This window comes from Paraperibacillus esterisolvens, from assembly GCF_046237625.1.
GTDB lineage: Bacteria > Bacillota > Bacilli > Bacillales > DSM-1321 > Paraperibacillus > Paraperibacillus esterisolvens.
In genome coordinates this window covers 3,539,607-3,555,625 of the sequence record NZ_CP143545.1, presented here as the reverse complement: position 1 = coordinate 3,555,625, position 16,019 = coordinate 3,539,607, and the positions used below count along the sequence as shown (strand labels likewise).

General features: G+C 44.6%; 19 protein-coding genes. 13 read left to right on the top strand and 6 right to left on the bottom strand.

Annotated features, from left to right (window positions below; translation table 11 throughout):
- Nucleotides 1-54 precede the first annotated feature (54 nt).
- Both helD and V1501_RS17985 read left to right on the top strand, forming a co-directional pair.
- Nucleotides 55-2,373: an RNA polymerase recycling motor HelD gene (helD, locus tag V1501_RS17990; RefSeq protein ID WP_409290251.1), complete on the top strand. Its 2,319-nt coding sequence runs from the start codon at nt 55-57 to the stop codon at nt 2,371-2,373.
- Between the two features lie 946 nt (nt 2,374-3,319).
- Nucleotides 3,320-3,499 (top strand): hypothetical protein, encoded by a 180-nt coding sequence (locus V1501_RS17985; RefSeq protein WP_409290250.1) that lies wholly within the window; start codon nt 3,320-3,322, stop codon nt 3,497-3,499.
- Nucleotides 3,500-3,543: 44 nt separating this feature from the next.
- Here the strand turns inward: V1501_RS17985 and V1501_RS17980 are convergent, their stop codons facing one another.
- Nucleotides 3,544-4,275 (bottom strand): class I SAM-dependent methyltransferase, encoded by a 732-nt coding sequence (locus V1501_RS17980; protein WP_409290249.1) that lies wholly within the window; start codon nt 4,273-4,275, stop codon nt 3,544-3,546.
- Nucleotides 4,276-4,471: 196 nt separating this feature from the next.
- Between V1501_RS17980 and V1501_RS17975 the strand changes: the two genes are divergently transcribed.
- The 4 genes from V1501_RS17975 (at nt 4,472) to tatA (ending at nt 7,277) form a co-directional block, all read left to right on the top strand.
- Nucleotides 4,472-4,732 (top strand): hypothetical protein, encoded by a 261-nt coding sequence (locus V1501_RS17975; RefSeq protein WP_409290248.1) that lies wholly within the window; start codon nt 4,472-4,474, stop codon nt 4,730-4,732.
- 198 nt (nt 4,733-4,930) lie between these two features.
- Nucleotides 4,931-5,884: an LCP family protein gene (locus V1501_RS17970; protein ID WP_409290247.1), complete on the top strand. Its 954-nt coding sequence runs from the start codon at nt 4,931-4,933 to the stop codon at nt 5,882-5,884.
- Nucleotides 5,885-6,055: 171 nt separating this feature from the next.
- Nucleotides 6,056-7,081, top strand: a complete 1,026-nt coding sequence (locus tag V1501_RS17965; RefSeq protein ID WP_409290246.1) for an AI-2E family transporter — start codon at nt 6,056-6,058, stop codon at nt 7,079-7,081.
- Between the two features lie 16 nt (nt 7,082-7,097).
- Complete coding sequence (gene tatA / locus V1501_RS17960) at nt 7,098-7,277, top strand: twin-arginine translocase TatA/TatE family subunit (protein ID WP_409290245.1); 180 nt, start codon at nt 7,098-7,100, stop codon at nt 7,275-7,277.
- A gap of 99 nt (nt 7,278-7,376) precedes the next feature.
- Here the strand turns inward: tatA and V1501_RS17955 are convergent, their stop codons facing one another.
- The 3 genes from V1501_RS17955 to V1501_RS17945 all read right to left on the bottom strand — a co-directional run bounded on the left by V1501_RS17955 (nt 7,377) and on the right by V1501_RS17945 (nt 9,145).
- Nucleotides 7,377-7,637, bottom strand: a complete 261-nt coding sequence (locus V1501_RS17955) for a hypothetical protein (RefSeq protein ID WP_409290244.1) — start codon at nt 7,635-7,637, stop codon at nt 7,377-7,379.
- A gap of 184 nt (nt 7,638-7,821) precedes the next feature.
- Entirely contained in the window at nt 7,822-8,589 is a 768-nt protein-coding gene (locus V1501_RS17950; RefSeq protein WP_409290243.1) for an anti-sigma factor domain-containing protein, read from the bottom strand.
- A complete protein-coding gene (locus tag V1501_RS17945; RefSeq protein WP_409290242.1) occupies nt 8,582-9,145 on the bottom strand; it encodes an RNA polymerase sigma factor in 564 nt (187 codons plus the stop codon). Before V1501_RS17945 ends, V1501_RS17950 begins: the two co-directional genes overlap by 8 nt.
- 377 nt (nt 9,146-9,522) lie before the next feature.
- Between V1501_RS17945 and V1501_RS17940 the strand changes: the two genes are divergently transcribed.
- The 5 genes from V1501_RS17940 to V1501_RS17920 all read left to right on the top strand — a co-directional run bounded on the left by V1501_RS17940 (nt 9,523) and on the right by V1501_RS17920 (nt 14,177).
- Nucleotides 9,523-10,200 carry a response regulator transcription factor gene (locus V1501_RS17940; protein WP_409290241.1) on the top strand — a complete coding sequence of 226 codons (678 nt, stop codon included), beginning with the start codon at nt 9,523-9,525 and terminating at the stop codon, nt 10,198-10,200.
- Between the two features lie 3 nt (nt 10,201-10,203).
- Nucleotides 10,204-11,457: a sensor histidine kinase gene (locus V1501_RS17935; RefSeq protein ID WP_409290240.1), complete on the top strand. Its 1,254-nt coding sequence runs from the start codon at nt 10,204-10,206 to the stop codon at nt 11,455-11,457.
- A gap of 423 nt (nt 11,458-11,880) precedes the next feature.
- On the top strand, nt 11,881-12,765 hold the full coding sequence (locus V1501_RS17930) for a peptidylprolyl isomerase (RefSeq protein WP_409290239.1): 885 nt from the start codon (nt 11,881-11,883) through the stop codon (nt 12,763-12,765).
- Between the two features lie 32 nt (nt 12,766-12,797).
- Nucleotides 12,798-14,009 carry a S1C family serine protease gene (locus V1501_RS17925; protein ID WP_409290238.1) on the top strand — a complete coding sequence of 404 codons (1,212 nt, stop codon included), beginning with the start codon at nt 12,798-12,800 and terminating at the stop codon, nt 14,007-14,009.
- A 21-nt stretch (nt 14,010-14,030) separates the two neighbouring features.
- On the top strand, nt 14,031-14,177 hold the full coding sequence (locus V1501_RS17920; RefSeq protein WP_409290237.1) for a hypothetical protein: 147 nt from the start codon (nt 14,031-14,033) through the stop codon (nt 14,175-14,177).
- A 34-nt stretch (nt 14,178-14,211) separates the two neighbouring features.
- On the opposite strand, the gene V1501_RS17915 is transcribed toward V1501_RS17920, so the two are convergent.
- On the bottom strand, nt 14,212-14,961 hold the full coding sequence (locus V1501_RS17915) for a Cof-type HAD-IIB family hydrolase (protein WP_409293448.1): 750 nt from the start codon (nt 14,959-14,961) through the stop codon (nt 14,212-14,214).
- A gap of 248 nt (nt 14,962-15,209) precedes the next feature.
- Nucleotides 15,210-15,488, bottom strand: a complete 279-nt coding sequence (locus V1501_RS17910) for a hypothetical protein (protein ID WP_409290236.1) — start codon at nt 15,486-15,488, stop codon at nt 15,210-15,212.
- Nucleotides 15,489-15,606: 118 nt separating this feature from the next.
- Here V1501_RS17910 and V1501_RS17905 point away from each other — a divergent pair, with 118 nt between their 5' ends.
- Together V1501_RS17905 and V1501_RS17900 are read left to right on the top strand one after the other, a co-directional pair.
- Nucleotides 15,607-15,732, top strand: coding sequence for a hypothetical protein (locus V1501_RS17905; protein ID WP_409290235.1), 126 nt, complete (start codon nt 15,607-15,609; stop codon nt 15,730-15,732).
- Complete coding sequence (locus V1501_RS17900; RefSeq protein ID WP_409290234.1) at nt 15,702-16,019, top strand: GNAT family N-acetyltransferase; 318 nt, start codon at nt 15,702-15,704, stop codon at nt 16,017-16,019. Before V1501_RS17905 ends, V1501_RS17900 begins: the two co-directional genes overlap by 31 nt.

Genomic DNA, 16,019 nt, shown 5'->3' with positions numbered 1-16,019 from the left:
ACGAGTGCCTTGTCAATTCGTATTTGAGAAAAAAGCAGGCGGGAGGAAATTTATATGAATAACACCCATTCACAGTGGAAGCAGGAGCAGGACCGGGTTGATTATGTACGGAAACAGATTGAGGTAAAGGAGGAGAATTTAAGGCAGCACTCCGGGACAATAAAGCAGGGCATCCGGGCGCTTAGAGAAAATTTTTGGGAGGATGTGACTGTCAATCTGGATGAGCCTGATGATGTCATTGAAACTCAGGCGAGCATCAAACAGCAGGCTGAGCTGCTTTCAGAGCGGGAAAGAAGCCATGGGCTTCTTCATGAAGGAATGAAGAAACTGGAAGCCTTGAAGAAATCCCCATACTTTGGGCGTATCGACTTTCATGAAGATGGGGAAGCAGACGGGGAGTCACTATACATTGGGATTGCCTCCCTTCTTGATGAAAGTGAAGAAAATTTCCTTATCTATGATTGGCGTGCTCCGGTTTCAAGTCTTTATTATGATTTTCCTCCCGGACCGGCACAATATCAGACAATGGACGGGGCCATTACCGGCCGGATTGAGCTCAAGAGGCAGTATGTTATCAAGAATGGAAAGATCAAAGGCTTATTTGATACCGGGATAACCATTGGTGACCGGCTGCTTCAGGAATTGTTAGGCAGCCGTTCGGATACAAATATGAAGAGCATTGTCGCCACCATACAAAAGGAACAAAATCAGATTATACGGAATGAAAAGAACAAAGTCCTGGTTGTGCAGGGAGTGGCAGGGAGCGGGAAGACCTCGGCTGCCCTCCAGAGGGTCGCATACCTACTATATACACATAGAGAAACACTCCATTCACAGAATATGGTTCTCTTTTCTCCCAATCCGCTATTTAACAGCTATATATCTACAGTCCTGCCGGAGCTTGGGGAGGAAAATATGCGTCAGACGACGTTTAAGCAGTTTGCGGAAACTCTGCTTGGCTCTGCATTTGAACTGGAGGATCCTTTTGATCAGATGGAAGCTTCCATGAACGGAGAGAACCGGTGGCGGCTTGCGGCCATTTCCTATAAGTCATCCCTGGATTTCAAGGATTTGATCAACGATTACTTAGGTTCGCTTGGAAAAGGGGGAGTGGTGTTCAGGGATATACTCCTCAAGAATGAAATACTAATTCCTTCAGAAAAGATTTCGGATTATTTTTACAGCCTGGACCAGCATATCCCGATGCCTAACAGGATGCGCCAGACAGCCGAGTGGCTTCTCGGGCAGGTAATGGAAAGTGAGAGGGCAGAGCAGGAGAAAGACTGGGTGCTCGAAGAGGTTCAGCTCCTTGATAAAGAGGACTTCCTGGAAGCACACCGAAGGATACAAAAAGAAAAAAGAAGTTTTGGCGACCATTTTGATGAGAGCGCGCGCGAGGAAGAACTGCTTCGCCGGAAAGTGATCCGGGGCTATTTCCTGCCCATCATAAAAAGGGTGAAAAGGCTGGGCTTTGCAAATGTACCGGAAACTTTCCTTGGCATGTTTGAAGGCGATGCCCCCGAAGTTCTAAAAGGCAGGTCTGGAGAATGGGAGGGAATTTGTTCACTCACTCTATCTGCCATAAAGAAAAGGAAGCTGCTATGGGAGGATGCTGCGCCATACCTGCATTTTAGGGACCATATTATTGGACGAAGATCCTTCAGCCAAATCCGGCATGTATTTATAGATGAATATCAGGATTATTCACCTTTCCAGTCAGATTATTTGAAAGGACTCTTCAGATCTTCGGGGATGACACTGCTCGGTGATTTAAACCAGAGCATTTTTCCAGGATCAAGATCCCGTTCCCTCTTGGAGGAAAACGCTGCAGAGGAAACGGAGAGGATTGAACTTCTGCGAAGCTACAGGTCCACCAGGGAGATCGTTGAATTTACGAGGGAACTTGTGGAGAATGGGGACAGAATCATTCCCTTCACCCGGGAAGGCGGACTGCCTGAAGTATTCGGACTGTCTTCAGGGGTGGATATGTATGAGTTCATAGCAGGCATGATTGAGAAGGAGCTTGAACAAGGATCAGAAACGGCGGCATTGATCTGCAAGACTGAAAAGGACGCCCGGGACGCCTATGCCATGCTGAAAGACAGAATGGACATCCAGCTGATGGACCGTCATGCGTCTTCCTATCTGAAGGGTGCCGTTATCCTGCCTGTCTATCTCGCTAAAGGAATTGAATTTGATTCCGTATTTATCCATGATGCCTCGAGCTCTGCATTCCATAAGGCCAGCGAGAGAAACCTTTTTTATACTGCATGCACACGCGCCATGCACAAGCTTTATGTTTTTTTTGTAAACGAACCGAGCCCTTTTATTTCAAGGATGCCTACGAGTAAATATATTTTTAAAAAAATCTAAAAATTCCCGGAAAGATGTTTTGGCTAAAACCGCTCGGGTATATATAGTACTGTAACACAAAACATTCTCTATAAAGGAGCTGAGGCGAGTGGATACAGACCGAAACTCATGGAACCAAGAGAATGATGAAGTGATTACAAGTCCAGGCGATTAGCCAATAGTGAAGAACATCGAAACAGGTTGCAGGAAGCTATGCGAAAGCTTTTTAAGGAGCTGGTTCGAATGAGTCTATTTATCAATCACTGGAACAAAGAAAATGATGAAGCAATTAACAGTCCGGGTGATCAGCGCTGCTGATAGGTATTCAACAGAAGGAAAAGCATTCTGTGTTAGACACGTAAGTGATCATAACAAGAAGGAGCTGATTTCTAATGAATACGTCCAGAAATCTATGGAACAAGGAAAATGATGAAGCGGTCAACAGTCCAGGTGATCAGAATTCCTGATCGGTATTCAAAAGAAGAAAACATATCGAGTTAGACACGCAAGTGATCATAACAAGAGGAGTTGATTTCTAATGAATACATCCAGAAATCTATGGAACAAGGAAAATGATGAAGCGGTCAACAGTCCAGGTGATCAGAATTCCTGATTGGTATTCAAAAGAAGAAAACATATCGAGTTAGACACGCAAGTGATCATAACAAGAGGAGTTGGTTTCTAATGAATACATCCAGAAATCTATGGAACAAGGAAAATGATGAAGCGGTCAACAGTCCAGGTGATCAGAATTCCTGATTGGTATTCAAAAGAAGAAAACATATCGAGTTAGACACGCAAGTGATCATAACAAGAGGAGTTGATTTCTAATGAATACGTCCAGAAATCTATGGAACAAGGAAAATGACGAAGCGGTCAACAGTCCAGGTGATCAGTTTTAGGAGATCTACTATTGGGATGTGTCGATCAGGCTGAGGTATCCCAGTACCGAGGAGTTGATTTTCTTATGAATACTGTGCCAAATTATTGGAATAAGGAAAATGATGAGGCTGTAAAAAGTCCAGGAGATAAGAATGTCTTTCACATTTCTCAGTATTTAATCGAAGAAACCTCCCTGTTAAATGCGGATATTAAAACGATTCGGCCAGAATTCGATATTAATGGAACACCCTTAAATAGTTATTAAACACAGCCCGGCTGCAGTCCTTGCAGGCGGGCCTTATTATTGTTTCATTTTCCTGATACACGAAACACTCTATATCCGAGGCTGTTTCCATATTCGGCTGAAAGCTGGTAGTGCAGCTGCATAACCCCGCTTGCCTCTGAATTATAAGGAGGGGGAGAGAAAGCAGGAACAGAGGGTTCCTGCGGAGGAGTATAATTTTCGAATTCATCCATGATAGTCGCTGCTTTCAGTACTTCTATATGTGTGAAGCCGGCCTGTCTGAAGGCCTGCATCCATTCGCTTTCTGTTAAGACTGCATGCACTCCATAAAACTTCTGAATCTCACTTTTAGCCTGCTCGCTAAGGGATGGCTCTGCAGACATGTCAATCGTAATGAGCACTCCATCCTTCTTCATTACCCGATAAAACTCTGGCAGGGTGCGGTCAATCTGCGAGAAGGCAGTCGAGGATTCGGCGAGGATCAGGTCAAAACTTTCCGGCTTGAAGGGTAAACGTTCCATCTCTGCCTTATAAATTTTCACCCGGGAATTTTCATTTGCAAATCTTATCCTGGCTTTTTCTATCATCCCAGGATGGCTGTCCACGGCATATATTTTGCATGGATAGCGGCTTGAGAGGTATGAGGATGTCTGTCCGGTGCCGCACCCTGCATCGAGGATTCTGGATGCAGAGGTGATTGTCTCGTTTTCAAGCAGGACTTTCGTTAAACCAAGGCTTCCTGGGTGGGCGCCTTCAATTCCAAAATAAGCTAATGCATCTTGATATGAATAGTTCACAGGCGGTCTCTCCTTAATTTCCAGGATTAGGTACGATATTTTATGCTGTGTAAACCTGGATGGCTGGGTCTTGATTAAAAATGGGTCAAGTTTTATCCTGCTGTTGTGTTATACAACTAGTCCGATATCCATCCGCATACATACTCTGATTAAGAACCGGTTATTTGCCGGATAAGTGTAAGAGGGAGGTCAAGATATGTCGGCGTATTATAATCAGTGCCGCGGAGGAATAGGCCGTGCTGTGGTGATCCGTACCCATAGCGGGGAAGTTCACCGCGGAATCATCCATAGGGTGAACCGGAGCAGGGTATTTCTCCGTCCGCTTGGCGGAAGAGGGAATTATGGCGGCTTTGGATACGGCTATTATGGAGGCGGCTATGGTTTCGACTACGGCTTAGGCTGGGGAGTAGCATTAGGAGCCATTGCTGCGCTAGCGTTCATACCGTTCGTATTTTAAGAGCAGTGGGCAAAAAAGAGCTTATGGAAGCTCTTTTTTGCTGCGTAAAAAAAATAATAAACTATTTTTTCAGAAAAATGTATAATTAAAAGTAAGGCTGCCTGGGATGGCTGAATTCTCTAATTTCATGTATGTAAAGTGAATAAAAAAACAAACTAACTGTATGACATAATAAGATTGGACTGGATGGTGCTTGGTATGGGACGGGTCGAAGAACGGGGAAGGAAAAAGACGAAAAAACAGCACAGAAAAACCAAGTTCATATTATGGACATTAGTGATATTGATCCTGGCCGGGGCTGGTTATGCTTATTACCAATTTAAGCAGGGTATCAATATGGCCGATGTGAAAGCGCCGAAAGACAAGAGCGAAAATGAAGATTCGTTCAAGGGTGAGGAAGTAAACTATGGCAAAATTAATGTTTTGTTCATAGGAAGTGATACCCGCGGCAAAGAAACCGGTCTGTCAGATTCCATCATGATTGCCCATTATGACCAAAATTCGCATATTCCCAAATTGGTTTCCATTATGAGGGATACATATATAAATATACCCGGAAGAGGGATGAGCAGGATCAATGCCGCCTATTCAAGCGGAGGGGCGGAACTGCTGCGGCAGACGATCAAAGAGAATTTTGATATAACGATTAATTATTACGCCATTGTAGATTTTGCCGGATTCTCCAAGGTAGTCGATATCATTGCACCGGATGGTATTGAGGTCGACGTGCCGCATCGGATGTCTGAAGGAATTGACATGACACTCGAACCTGGGCGCCAGGTGCTGCATGGTGACAAGCTCCTCGGCTATGTACGATATCGGAAGGATTCGCAAGGGGATTTTGGAAGGGTGGAAAGGCAGCAGGAAGTTATAGGCAAGCTGAAGAATGAGGCGATGAGTGTCACGAGCATTATGAAGCTCCCTAAATTGATCGGTGTCATCAATCCTTACGTGGATACCAATATTGACTCTGGGACCATCTTTTCACTTAGCAAGGACGTTCTGTTTGGGAATGCAGCCGATACTCAGAATCTCCGCATACCGGTGGAAGGCTCCTTCTGGGATGCCAGGCATAATGGAGCGGCGGTCCTGGAAATCGACCTGGAAAAAAATAAACAGGCTTTGCAGGAGTTTTTAGATTCTAAAAATTAGTAAAAACTATAACATATGTTAATAAGGAATGGCCTATATCAGCTGTTCCTTTTTTGTACATAAATACCCAGAAAACTTAATATTTTTTGTAAGTTTTCACGAAAATTGTCGATTTTTTTGATATACTTAAAGAAGTTAATGAGCTTTTTTAGTATCGGATGGGAGTAGATTATGAGCTGGGCAAGTGATTTTTTTCGCAGTAAAGGCTTTACCCGTTTTTTAACACTGGCAATATTAATTCTCGTTCTTTTTAGTATCCACAGCATGCTGAATTTAGTATTGTTTACGTTCATCTTTTCCTTCCTTATGGGAAGGCTGCAAAACTTCATTACTTTTCATTTGAAAAAGATCGTGCCTGCCAATTCCAATCTGGTGATTATCGTTCTTTATACTATTGTGGTAGTGACAGTCATCATAGTCATCTACCGTTACATTCCTGTTATCATTGCCCAGGTAACCACGCTTGTCAGGCAGATCATCTATTTTTATGAACATCCGCCCGATAATCAAACGGTTGTTTATGCCCTGGACCTTGCCAAAAAGTTTGTTTCTCCACAGGACATTGAAAAGCATTTTAATACCATTTACACCTATGTGACTACGCTTGGGAAGGCGAGCATGCAGGTTATCCTTGCCATCATCCTGAGTTTGTTCTTCCTTCTGGAAAAGAAGAGGATTATGAAATTTTCCCAAAACTTTAAATTTGGTAAATTTGGCTGGTTCTTCCTGGAGCTTGAATACTTTGGCAAAAAATTCATTAATACTTTCGGAAAAGTAATTGAGGTTCAGTTCACCATCGCGTTTGTGAACGCCGTCCTATCCACTCTGGCACTCTGGATTTTAGGATTCCCGCAGCTGATTGGACTGGCCATTATGATTTTCTTCCTTGGACTGATTCCTGTAGCCGGTGTATTTGTTTCTCTGATACCGCTCGTAACCATTGCTTACAGCATAGGCGGCGGCATGAAGGTCATATATGTACTGGCCATGATCACTATTCTGCATGCGCTTGAGGCCTATGTGCTGAATCCGAAATTCATGTCTGCCAAAACCAATCTGCCGGCTTTCTATACATTCCTGGTCCTGATTTTCTCAGAGCATTTCCTCGGCATCTGGGGACTCATCATCGGTATTCCAATCTTTATCTTCTTATTGGATATAATGGATATCAAGGATTATGATCAAAAACTAAAATAAAAAAGGAGATGCCTTCATGTTCTCAAATATTGGGTTTCCCGGTTTAATACTCATCTTAATCATAGCACTGATTGTTTTCGGCCCGCAGAAGCTTCCTGAGATTGGCAGATCCATTGGTCAGTCCCTTAAGGAATTCAAGCGTTCCTCAAGGGAAACCATAGATGATTTAAAGAACGACGAGCAAAAGAAAATGTAGCCTGCAAAGCCTTGTCCTCCGGGATAAGGCTTTTTTTGACTGTTTACGCGCATATATTACAGCTTTTTCTCAGGCAGCGATCTTTTAGAAAAGATTTTATTACATTCTTGGTCCATTATCGATATCCCTGGACACCACTCTGGCCAGATACTGTTCTTCGCATCCAAGCTCTCGGTTCAGGAGCAGTTCCATCTTCTCCAGATCTTCCTTCGAAACAGGAGGATCTTCACCCGACCAATCCATGGTATAGGCAAAATAATATCCTCTGATCCGCCTGAAAATAAAGAGGGTATTGGGGTAATGATCGAAAGAAGCCCTGATATGATTTCTTTTCGAATAGGACCATTTAATCATCTTCATATCCTTCTCTCCTTTATGTATGGTTCATTACCCGCCTATGGGAGGGTAAAAACAAGTTGATGAACAATGCAGAGAAGAACGGATTCATCTACAGGCGGATGCATTTTGTATGAGGAAAGCTGAGGAAGAAATTCAGCCAGGACGCATAAAAATCCCGCCGGATAAGATTCCGGCGGGATTTATTTTATATTTCCGAGGCAAGCACCATGCTTCCTTTTGGTGTTTTGCTTTCGGCATTCGGCTCAAGGGTTATGGCAATTGTATCCCACTCTTTCTTCATATCTGGGGAAAGGTGGAATACTACGGTTCCCTGGCCTCCTGATGTGGTGAAGGTACCAGCTCTGTAAGGCTTATCGTCTTTGATGAGCCAGACCTGGTATACTTCTTTTTTCTTGGGCTGCTGGAGTTTCTGTGCTTGGACCACGATGCTCGATTCTCCGTTTTGGTTAAGGATGGAAGCTGTTCCGACAGCGCTGCTTTCGACTGGCTTTAATGGAATGAAGCTTTCAGTTGTATCTATGGCAGCGGAAGGCTGAAGTTTACCGCTGTCTTCCTTGCTGTTAAGGAGATAGACATTGCCTGCAGCGGACAGGAATAGAGCGGCAGCCATTGCAGGCACCAGCCAGCTGCGATTCCGCCGGCTATGTTTGACAGGTACTGGTCTGACAGACTCTTTAGGCCCTTTCTGTTCTGGACCTGTTTTTGTTTCAGTCATTTCCCGGCCATTTTTTGAGCTTGATAACACATTGCCCAGTATCCGTTCTTTCATTCCTTCAGGGGGAGAAACGGGCTCGGAGAGGAAAGGTAACTCACTGGAAACAGAATTCCACAGCTCGAGGTCTTCCCGGCAAGCTTCGCATCGGGCTGCATGTTGTTCGTATTCACGTGCTTCAGCGGCTGACATATGCCCGTTCACATAATCAATAAATCTACTGCAGTTTTTATCAGACATTTGACTTTCCTCCTTCCTGGTCCATATAGTCCTTCAAGTGTTTTAAGGCCAATCTGATCCTTCCCTTCACCGTACCAAGCGGCAGATCGGTCACCTGGGATATTTTATTTTGGGTAAGACCCTTGAAATAGAACAGGTCGATTATTTTTTGCTGGTCATCCTTCAGCAGAGAGACTGCACGCTTGATGATCCGGCTTCTTTCTTTGAATTCTACGATTTCCATGACGTCATTACCTGATTCTTCTTTTACGTCATTTTCGTTATATTCATAGACAGGATCCTTTTTTCGTTTTCGTAAGATATCCAGTGCAGTGTTTCGTGTCATCGTAAGCAGCCATGATGAAAACCTGCCGCGTTCCTCGTTGTACGGGGAGTGGCCCCTCCACAATTTAAGGAAGACTTCCTGGATAACCTCTTCGGAAAGACCGGAATCCTGAGTCATTTTGTACACAAACGAATAAATGAGCTTCTCATAACGTGTATAAAGAATTTCAAGAGCTTCAGCATCCTGGCCCAGTATCCTTTGATACAACGTTATATCCTTTTCTCCGGACATAAAAATCTCCTTTTGTATAAGTGATACTTCGATCATACTAGTTGTAAGCCGATAGCTCAATTTTCTACTGAAGCAAACGTATGGAATTATGGTTTGGATGTGTTTTCCCTTTGAATTTTTTTCTTGGCACAGGGGCGGACAGCCTGGCGCTTAAGAAAAAGAAGGTGCCAGCATAATTTATCTTGCTTGCTCCCCTCCACCGCATATGGGCATGGGAGGAGCAGAAAACTTATGTTTGTTTTTTAAGGTTAAATTAAGGCAGGCCATATATAATGGACAAGAAGTGCTATAAACAGGTTTTGATATACAAGTCAATGAGCTTTCTACTAAAATAAGTTTAAATAGAGCTGATTTCTAATAAAGGCAGGGATGGCACAGTGAAAATTCTAGTCGTGGAAGATAATCATTCCTTATTGGAATCTATTAAAGATATATTATCGGATGAATTTGAAGTAGACACAGCAAGTGACGGAGAGGATGGACTCTTTTACGCCCAGCAGGGCATTTATGATGTAATCCTTCTTGATGTGATGCTTCCCGGGATAAACGGATTTGATATCGTCAAGAAATTGAGGGAAAACAAAATCTCTTCGCCCGTATTATTCCTCACAGCAAAGGATTCACTTGAGGACCGGGTCAAAGGCCTCGATTATGGAGGGGATGACTATCTCGTAAAGCCGTTTCAGTCACCAGAGCTGAAGGCAAGAATCCGGGCCCTGCTCAGGCGGAGCGGCGTAATGGGGCTTGATCAGGGACTGAAGTACCGGGAGCTTGAATTGAAGGGCAAGGAAAATGACGTGCTTGCAGCAGGGCAGCCCATCAAACTGACGATCAAGCAGTATGAGCTGCTGGAATATCTGATTCAGAATCAGGGGAAAATACTCACCCGCGAACAGATATTTGACAGAATATGGGGGTTTGATTCAGATACCACCATCGTCATAGTGGAAGTTTTCATCCACCATTTAAGGAAGAAGCTGGAGCCATTTGGCTCTCATAAGGATATCCAGACTGTTCGTGGAATTGGTTATATGCTAAAACAGCAAGAGGGGTAATATATGTTCCATAAGACAAGGCTCCGCCTGACTGTATTAAATTCAATTGTTTTTATCATCATATTGGTTTTCCTGGGCAGGAGCATCTACTTCTATACGGAGTCACTGGTTTTCAAAGGGGCGGACCTTTCCTTAAGTTCGCTCATTAATAAACTGAATGATCCGGAGCTCACTTTGAGTGACCTGAAGCGGGAGCCTGGCGTTTACGTGCTCGTATGGGACCCTGATAAAAAGCTTGTAGAAGATTTATCAGAACGGAATCCATTTTTCACTCAATCTCAGAAAAAATTCTATCCGCGGCGCATTGATAAATTAGAAGATATGAAAGTCGGGGACTTTTCCTTCCGGAGCCTTACGACAGAAGTGGATATTGCTTCTGAAACGTATAAATTTCAGCTCGTGCGGGAAGTGGATGCCGAGAAGAGGGTGTTGAACAGACTGCTTTATATCTTATTCGCCGGCGGAGGAGTAGGGATACTGTTTGCGGTCGGAGCCGGTTTCTTCCTGGCGGGAAGGGCGCTGGTGCCCATCAAGAAATCTTGGGAAAACCAGCAGCAATTTGTCTCCGATGCGTCACATGAACTGCGTACACCGCTTGCAGTCATCCAGTCCCGGACAGAAATGCTCTTCCGGTCACCGGAAGCCACTATAGAGGAAAAGGCTGTGGACATATCTGTCATTTCCAAAGAAGCAAGAAGGCTGAATAAACTCGTAGCTTCACTGCTTACCCTGGCTAGATCGGACACGGGCCAGGTGGTAGTTGAGAAAGAAAAATTCCAGCTGGATGTGCTGATCCGCGAAATTCAGGAACAATACGCCGATATTGCCGCCATCCAGGAGAAGGTAATCAAGCTTGGCCAAATTGAGCCGCTGTATTTCGTTGGGGATAAAGAAAGAATTCATCAGCTGATTGTCATCCTTGTGGACAATGCTTTGAAATTCACGGGCCAGAACGGGGAAATCACCCTCTCATGCCGAAAGGATGCCCAATCCGTCATTTTGTCGGTAAGGGATAATGGAATCGGGATCGCGAGTGAAAACATTCCTAAGATCTTCAATCGTTTTTTCCAGGCCGAAACTTCCCGGACAGAAGAATCAGGAGCAGGCCTTGGATTATCGATAGCAAAATGGATCGTGGATAACCACAGCGGCTCCTTTAAGGTTAAAAGCTCGCCAGGAAAAGGGACTGCCATTGATGTTATATTCCCGAAAAATCAGAAAATCAAGAACATTGCCAGCAGAGCAGGCACCCGCTAGATGAGGGTGGCCGAGGCTGTCCCCGAGTAGTCGGGGACAGCCTTTTTTTATTCCGGGGCCGCAGAGATGAATCTGGCTGTTCCTGAGCGAAAACTAGCAAGATTCACAAAATTTCTTGTGATTTTTGATGGTTTTCTAGCTTCAGCAGCCAATTTTTAGACGGTAGAGATGCCGCAGTACAGCGATGCATGACGGTTACCAGCCGAAAAGAGACGGTTACTATCGGAGAATTTACTATCCAGACAAATAATCGCCAGTCAAACCTGATAATATGGAGCGCCGGCTCTTTCAATTGCCTGAATTCTGCCTGGTGACAGTCCTCCTAAAAAATATTCCAAGGTTGTTGTCTCGTTAAGGTTATGTTAAGGTTCCGGGAGTTTAATAGAGTCAACGTAAAACATGGTATGTAAGGAGATGAAGGGTTTGAGCAATTTGAAAAGGAACAGGGGCATTATGCTCTCGATGCTTTTAAGCGGTGTATTGGCAGTGGGGGCGGGCTGTTCGGCAAAGGAAGAAGCAGCATCGGTGAATGGAGACGAAATCACAAAGAATGAGCTGTACGATAAGCTTTATAAACAAAGCGGAGCGGCGATGCTGGACTCGATGATTACAGAAAAGGTAGTCAGCCTGGAATCGGAGAAGAAAAAAATCAAGGTTTCAGATAAAGAAGTGGAAGCGGAATTAGCGGCTCTAACAAACTCTTACGGCGGGGAGGAAGCGCTGCAGCAGCAGCTTGACTCAGCTGGACTGAAAAAGAATGACCTGAAGGATGATCTGGAGGTCAACCTGAAGATCAAAAAGCTGATGGAACCGGATATTAAGATAACAGAAGCAGAAATGAAGAAATACTTTGAGGAAAACAAAGCGAGCTTTGCTCAGGAGGAACAGGTAAAGGCGGCCCATATTCTGGTTAAAACAAAGGCCAAGGCAGATGAAGTGAAGAAAAAGCTCGATAGCGGGGAGTCCTTCGAAGATCTTGCGAAAAAGTATTCTACGGAAGCGGCGACAAAAGATAAAGGCGGTGACCTAGGCTATTTTGGCAAGGGGGATATGACGGCGGCCTTTGAAAAAGAAGCATTTGCCTTGAAGGAAGGCGGCATTTCTTTACCCGTGAAAACCCAATATGGTTATCACATCATTAAGGTAACCGATAAAAAACCGGCAAAGGCTGCGGTGTATGTGGATCATAAAAAAGCCGTGAAGGCGGCCCTGCTTGATCAAAAGGTCCAGGAAAACTATGCAGGCTGGATGAAGAAGACAAAGGAAAAATACAAAATAAAAAACTATCTGGAAAACAGCAAATCTTAACCTGAATATTTTACCAGGAGGAGTGAAGTATCATGGATTTTCATAAAGACCAAGAAAATGACCGGACAAAAATAAGAGAGCGCAAGCCGATCAGGGGTTATATCGCAACAGGTTCGATCGGGGCAATATTGGGAGTGGCGATCATGTCTTTCGGACTTCCCTATGTTCAGGGAGAGTTCAGCGCAGATGACAGCAGTTCCGTTAAAAGCGATTACAGCGAAAGCACATCAGCCGGCAAAGTCACAACAGTCAATGTGAAGAACGTGAATTTCACAGATTCTGTGGCCAAGACAATTGATTCAGTTGTTGGAGTAACAAATCTGAAGCGGGACTCTTCTCCCTTCGGCGGAGGGAGTTCCCTGGAAGAAAGTGGTTCGGGTTCTGGCGTCATTTATAAAAAGACTGGAAACAAAGCCTATGTTGTCACAAACAATCATGTCATCGAAGGAGCGAATGAGGTGGAGGTCAGCCTGAAGAATAAAACGAAGGTAAAGGCCAAGGTGCTTGGCTCCGATTCGCTGATGGATCTGGCAGTTCTTGAAATAGAAGGAAACAGCCTCCCGAAGGCGGCTGAAATAGGAAATTCTGATGCACTAAAGCCAGGGGAGCCGGTGGCCACGATCGGTAATCCACTGGGATACCTGGATTATTCTATCACCCAGGGAATTGTCAGCAACCCAAAGCGGATCATACCAATCGATGTGAATCAGGATCAGAGCTATGACTGGGAAGCGGATGTCATTCAGACGGACGCATCCATCAATCCAGGCAACAGCGGCGGAGCCCTGATCAACGTATCCGGACAGCTGATCGGCATCAACTCTATGAAAATTGCACAGGAAGGCGTAGAAGGCATTGGCTTTGCCATCCCAATGAATACGGCTGTGCCAATCATCGAAAGCCTCGAGAAAAAAGGGAAGGTTACCAGGCCCTATATCGGGGTTGGCAACAAATCGCTGGACGAGATTTCCTTGAATGACCGAAAGCAGTATTTAAATCTGCCAAACAGCGTCAAAAGCGGAGTGGTCATTCTTCAGGTAAGCCCAAATTCCCCGGCAAGCCGGGCCGGCCTAGAGGAAAATGATGTGATTACCGCAATTGATGGGGATTCCATCAACAGCAGCATAGCGCTTCGTAAATATCTATATACCAGGACAGAACCTGGAAAGAAAGTAACGATCGAGTTTTACAGGAACGGAGAAAAGAGGGAAACGGAAGTCACGCTGGAAGAGCAAAACAGCTGATCGTTTCAGGAAGGGGATAGGATGTTGCAGGGAACTAAAATCTGGATTGGAGAGAATACCGAGCAGAGTGTTGACGGAGAACTTCTGCAGGTGATTGTTATCTGGCCTGACGAAATGAAGAAAGAGCCCGTGCCGGGATATCAGGAGCTCAAATATAAGTGGATTTAAAAAAAGACCGGAAATTTCCCGGTCTTTTCCCAGTTTACAGCACCCATTTTCGGATGGCCTGCGCCACGCCGTTCTCAATATTGGTACCGGTTACCCAGTCGGCTGCCTCTTTAACCGTTTCCTGGGCATTGCCCATGGCCACACCAATTCCGGCCTCTGAGATCATGGCGATGTCATTGAGACTGTCACCCACAGCCATCATTTCACCCATTGTTACACCGAGCCTGCCGCATACAATATTCAAAGCCTTCGCCTTATTGATGCCAAGGGCATTGACCTCGATATTGGTCGGGCTGGAATTCGTGATTTCAAGCATACCCGTCTTGGACAAGGCATCCAGGACAATCCTGCGGCTTTCATCATTATCATCAAAATCAAAGCCGAATTTCAGCCACTCATGCGCCCCGATATCCTCAGGCAATCCTTCATACCAGACTTTATCAGAAGTGACACCCCATACACGGGCTTTATGCTCCATTGCCAGCTTATGCATCATGGTGATATGCTCTGTCCCAATCGGGTTCCTTTCGATCAGCTCTCCAGTCTCATCATAAATCTCGCTGCCATTCACTGTCACAAGGTAGGAATTGAGGTTTAAGGACTTGGAAAGCTCCCGGCAGGAAGCGAGTGCCCTCCCCGTACTAAGGACCACATGGACACCAAGTTCCTGTGCCTCGGTAATCGCCTGGACGTTTTCATCAGAAATCGTGTGATCAGGACTAAGCAGGGTTCCATCCATATCAAGTGCAATCAGCTTTACTTTTTTTTCTCCAGTCATCTCCATCATCCTCCCGGCCGCAGCTAATTGGTATTAACTTTTGCATATATAATTATGAGCTTATAAACGAACGTAAATGCAAGTGATATAAACACTTAAATAAAGGCTATTTTCTAAAGGATGGTTGTTTTGGATTACTTCTGTAAGGAAATCCGCTTTCTTGTTCAATGTCACAATATATGCGAAAACAGCCTGGTGAAAAAATGCAGGACCATGAAAAAAGACAGCCGGATCAGAGGCTGCCATTTTTGTAATCAATCCTCTTTAGAAGAATCCTCGGCAATGGCGCGAAGGTCATTGTAGAAAAGCTCCTCATTGCATGCCATGCTGTGACTGTCAGAAGGACCCTGGCTGGGCTGTACATTTATTCCTTCTGTGCTGTCTGCACTTCTTCCTTCGTTATTTGCTTCATGTTCACCAACAATTGACTGAAGTTCCCCTGTATCGCCCTTCGCATTGATTATTTCAAATAACTGCATCATACCTTCGGCAGATTGTTCTTCCGAGATGTGTTCTTCGGCACGTTTTTTCAAGATTCATTCCTCCTTTGGATATTTATAACATTTCCTAAAGAGTTTATAATTACTACTATATTAAGGATTTTACCCTAAGCAGCGAGTGTAAAACCGAAAGTTAAGGGAGAGGGAAACCATGGAATTGCTGTTGAAAAACGGTAAAAGAATTATTGTTCGGCCCTATGAAGAAAAGGACTTTGGTGAAATTATGGCTCTGACAGCAGAGGAAGGATGGACAGGCCTTGCAGGCCGGAAGAGGTAAGGGAAGCATGGAGAAACTCGAATGCAGCCTGCGTCGCAGAACATGAGGGAAGAATTGCAGGATATATCAGGGCCCTGACAGACACAAGGGTCACTCTTTACGTCTGTGAACTGCTAGTCCACGAAAGCTTCCGGGCTTATGGAATAGGAAACGGCCTTATGAAATATGTGCATCAGCTGTATCCCTCGGCAAGGATGGAGCTGCTCGCATCAAGCACTTCACATTCGTATTATGAAACAAAGGAGTTCCGATCTTTTTATGGCTTCAGAAAAACCATATTGGAATAA